The organism is Roseibium sp., from assembly GCF_025698965.1.
Taxonomy (GTDB): Bacteria; Pseudomonadota; Alphaproteobacteria; order Rhizobiales; family Stappiaceae; genus Roseibium.
This window is the reverse complement of the sequence record NZ_JAILWL010000554.1, coordinates 1-3,935: the sequence shown is the minus strand read 5'-3', so window position 1 is coordinate 3,935 and position 3,935 is coordinate 1. Positions and strand designations below refer to the sequence as shown.

The following is a 3,935-nucleotide window of genomic DNA, read 5'->3' as shown; positions in this document are numbered from 1 at the left end:
GCGGCATGATCGTCATCGCGCTCTATCTGGTCATCAGTCTGGTTTTTCCACTATGGGCGATGTTGTCCAAGTCGTTTTCAACCTATCAGTTCGACCTGTCCCAGTACGAGTTCCAGGTCAGCAACGAGGCCGGGCACTTTGACGGCAAAATTCTCACGGGAACCGAACTGAACACCGAGACGGGTGCTTATGAGCCTTCGGATCTGAGTGGAAGTTCGGACAGCCGACTGGGCGTCACCAAATTCTTCCCCGATTTCAGTTTCCGCAGTCCGGTGCTTTACAAGATCCGCAATTCTGTGGACGGCGGACGCTTTCTCGTCGGTTCCACACTGCATGACACGACCGAATGGCTTGAACTGGACAGCAATACATTCCGCCGGGTTCAACTCCGGCCAGTCCGCTCGACCGGCCTTGCCAACTTTGTCAGCTATTTCTCGACACCCGCGCTCTTCAATTCGGTCAAGAATTCCCTGTTCATCGCGGCGGTCTCAACAGTCATCACTGTTGGTCTCGCGTTCTGGTTCGCTTATGCGCTGAACCGCACCTGTATGCGCTTCAAGGGGTTTTTCCGCCTTGTTGCCATGGCGCCCATACTGGTCCCGTCGCTGTTGCCAGGTATTGCGCTGGTCTATCTGTTCGGCAATCAGGGGATGATCAAGGAGCTGCTCTTCGGTGCCTCGATTTATGGCCCGATCGGCATTGTCATCGGATCGGTTTTCTTCACATTTCCCCATGCCTTCATCATCATCTCAACGGCTCTCGGACTCCCGGCTCTACGAAGCAGCAACCTCCTTGCGAGCAACGAGCTGGCGCACCTTCTGGACCGTGACGATCCCTGGAGCACGCTACGGGCTCATTTCCGCGACCTTTGTTGTCTTCAACCTGGTAATCACCGATTTCGGCCTGCCCAAAGTGATCGGCGGGCAGTTCAACGTTCTTGCCGTCGACATCTACAAGCAGGTGATCGGCCAGCAGAATTTCGAAATGGGTGCGGTGGTTTCCGTCGTGCTTGTTGTCCCGGCCATTCTTGCCTTTGCGATTGATCGCCTTGTGCAGTCCAAACAGGTAGCACAGCTGTCGGCGCGTTCCGTTCCCTTTACGCCAAAGCCAAACCGCAGGACGGACCGGATCTTTCTTGCCTATTCGTCGCTTGTGGCGCTGTTCATCGTCAGCCTTCTGGCGGTGTGCCAGTTCGCGGCGCTGGTGAAATTCTGGCCGTATGACTTGAGCCTGAGCCTGAACAACTATCAATTCGACAAGATGGATGGCGGCGGCTGGGGATCTTACTTCAATTCGATCAAGATGGCCTTGCTGACGGCAGTCATCGGAACGTCAGTGGTTTTTTTCGGCGCTTACCTTGTCGAAAAATCAAACGGCTTCAGGACCGGACGCTCGCTGTTTCAGATGTTTGCCATGCTGCCGATGGCGATCCCCGGAATGGTGCTCGGCCTTGCCTACATCTTCTTCTTCAACAGCCCGTCCAACCCACTGCACGTTATCTACGGTACGATGGCCATTCTCGTGATCTGCACGGTGACACACTTTTACACCGTTTCTCACCTGACAGCCGTGACGGCGCTGAAGCAAATCGACCGGGAGTTTGAAAGCGTATCCGCGTCGCTGAAACAACCCACGCTCAAACTGTTTGCGCGGGTCACGGTCCCGGTCTGCCTGCCGGCAATCCTGGACATTTCCATCTACCTGTTCGTGAATGCTATGACGACGGTTTCCGCCGTGGTGTTCCTCTATTCACCGAAAACATCGCTGGCCTCGATTGCGGTCCTGAACATGGATGATGCCGGAGACATCGCACCGGCTGCAGCAATGGGCATGATGATCTTCTACACCAATGCTGCTGCCAGAGTTTTGCATCTGATTGCCTCAAAAGGCATCCTGAAACGAACTCAGGCGTGGCGCACCCGGTGATAGAATTGAGTGTTTCCAAGTGCAATGCGTTGTGAAACTGTCGATCTGCGCCAGCAGATACGCGGGCGTTTCTCTCAGCCGCTATATCAGTACCGCATTGCGGCTGAGTACCTGCCCGGGGACCACTCAACATGCATGACAACCGGAATGTTCTGTTCATCATCATCGACCAGCTTCGTGCGGACTGCGTTTTTGGAGAACTGGCGGATTATGTGGATCTGCCCAATCTGCGCGCCTTCGCAGAGGAAGCCGTCAGCTTTCGACAGCACTATTCGGTTGTGAATCCTTGCGGTCCGTCGCGAGCCTCCATCCTGACCGGACAATATGCGATGAACCATCGCTCCGTGCGAAACGGAACTCCGCTTCGCCACGACACACCAAATCTTGCTACCGAAATGCGCAAATCCGGCTACATGCCGCTGCTTTTCGGCTACACGGATACGTCACAGGACCCGAGGCACTATCCGGCTGATGATCCCGCGCTGAGGTCTTACGAGTTTCCCATGACCGGGTTTCACGAAGTTACCGAGATGCGGCTCGAGACCTCCTATCCATGGCAGTCTTATCTGATCAACAAGGGCTACAAATTCAACACTTACTGGGACGTCTACAAACCGGTCTCGCCCGACGGCGGTGTGCCGAAACTCAATGATCCGGCGATGTACGCTGCGAAGGACAGCGATACGGCATTTTTGACCGACGCCTTTCTGGCGGCGATGCCCGCCTATGCCAAAGAAAGCTGGTTTGCACATCTGACATATGTCCGGCCACACCCGCCTCTGGTCGCCCCGGCCCCCTTCAACGACATGTACCCGCCGGAAGCACTTCCCCTGCCAAACAGGTTAGATACGAAGGCGGCGGAAGCGGCGCTGCACCGGTTCTTTGTACCGGCAATCAAGAATGCAAGCGTTGCCAGTTTTGTTGAAGGATTTCCGGATCTCGTAGACACGGACGACACTATCAAAACCCTTCGTGCGATTTATCTGGGCCTTGCGTCGGAGGTCGACCAGCATATCAGGCGAGTGCTTCGGTTCCTCAAAGACAGCGGTCAATATGACGATACCCTGATCGTCATTACCGCCGATCACGGTGAGATGCTGGGGGACCGGTACAGCTGGGGCAAGACGAACGTCTATGACGCGGCCTATCACACCCCGTTGATTGTCCGCGTACCAGGGCAGGATGAACACGCCGGGCAGGTCATTCAGGAATTCACTGAATCGATAGACCTCTCACCAACGATCCTCGACTGGGTTGGCCAGGACATCCCAAATTCGATGGATGGCAGGTCGCTCCTGCCTTTCCTGCAGGGCAGACGACCGGACGACTGGCGGACATACGCCTATGCGGAACTGGATTTTGGCGATCCGCTGAAAGACACCCGCTGGCAGGAGGAGCTCGGCACGAATGTGTTCAACTCCAGTCTTTGCCGGACGCGAGATGATCGTTTCACACTCGTGGAGTTTGCGGCGGATCTGCCACCGATGCTGTTTGATCACGCCAAGAGCGGCGAAATGGAGAATGTCGCGGATCAACCGGAATACCAGGCGGATCTGAACCGTCTCACCCGCCGGATGCTTCGTCATCAGATGCGGTTTCGGGATCAGACCCTTTCCTTGAGCATGATCACGCCGAACGGGCCAGTTAGGCTCTCGCGCCACGACAAGAGCAATCCGACATGAGAAATGCACTCCACCTTGCAACTAGATGTCGAACGCAATCGATCATTCATAAGCGCGTCTGAGTTGCTCAAGTTCGGAACTGAGCAGCTTTGCGAATTCGGTTGTCAGGGCCGAAGGCGGGCGGTGGGCCGGTTGCATGATCGAGACCGAGAGGACGACTCTCGGTCTGAACCGCCGGAAGACGACAGGTCCTGGCTCTGGCCGGGATTTAATGTAACCGGCTGCGGTGAGTGGATCGCAGACGCAGTAGCACAGACCTTTTTCAACGAGCGTCAAGGCAGGTTGAAAGGTTCTGAGCTCAAACCGATGGACGAATTCCGCCTTCTG

Annotated in this window: 1 protein-coding gene and 2 pseudogenes; 2 read left to right on the top strand and 1 reads right to left on the bottom strand. The window is 55.7% G+C overall.

The features are described from left to right. Positions 1-5: 5 nt before the first annotated feature. Together K5905_RS29295 and K5905_RS29290 are read left to right on the top strand one after the other, a co-directional pair. Positions 6-1,926, top strand: a pseudogene (locus K5905_RS29295) (putative 2-aminoethylphosphonate ABC transporter permease subunit). Between the two features lie 131 nt (positions 1,927-2,057). Continuing rightward, positions 2,058-3,608, top strand: a complete 1,551-nt coding sequence (locus K5905_RS29290) for a sulfatase-like hydrolase/transferase (protein ID WP_297591063.1) — start codon at positions 2,058-2,060, stop codon at positions 3,606-3,608. 42 nt (positions 3,609-3,650) lie between these two features. On the opposite strand, the pseudogene K5905_RS29285 reads toward K5905_RS29290, so the two are convergent. Further along, positions 3,651-3,935 (bottom strand): annotated as a pseudogene (locus tag K5905_RS29285) (LysR family transcriptional regulator); the annotation flags it as partial.

Coding starts and splice junctions, on each gene's coding strand:
- K5905_RS29290 (WP_297591063.1), top strand. CDS start 2,058: ATGCATGACAACCGGAATGTTCTGTTCATCATCATCGACCAGCTTCGT.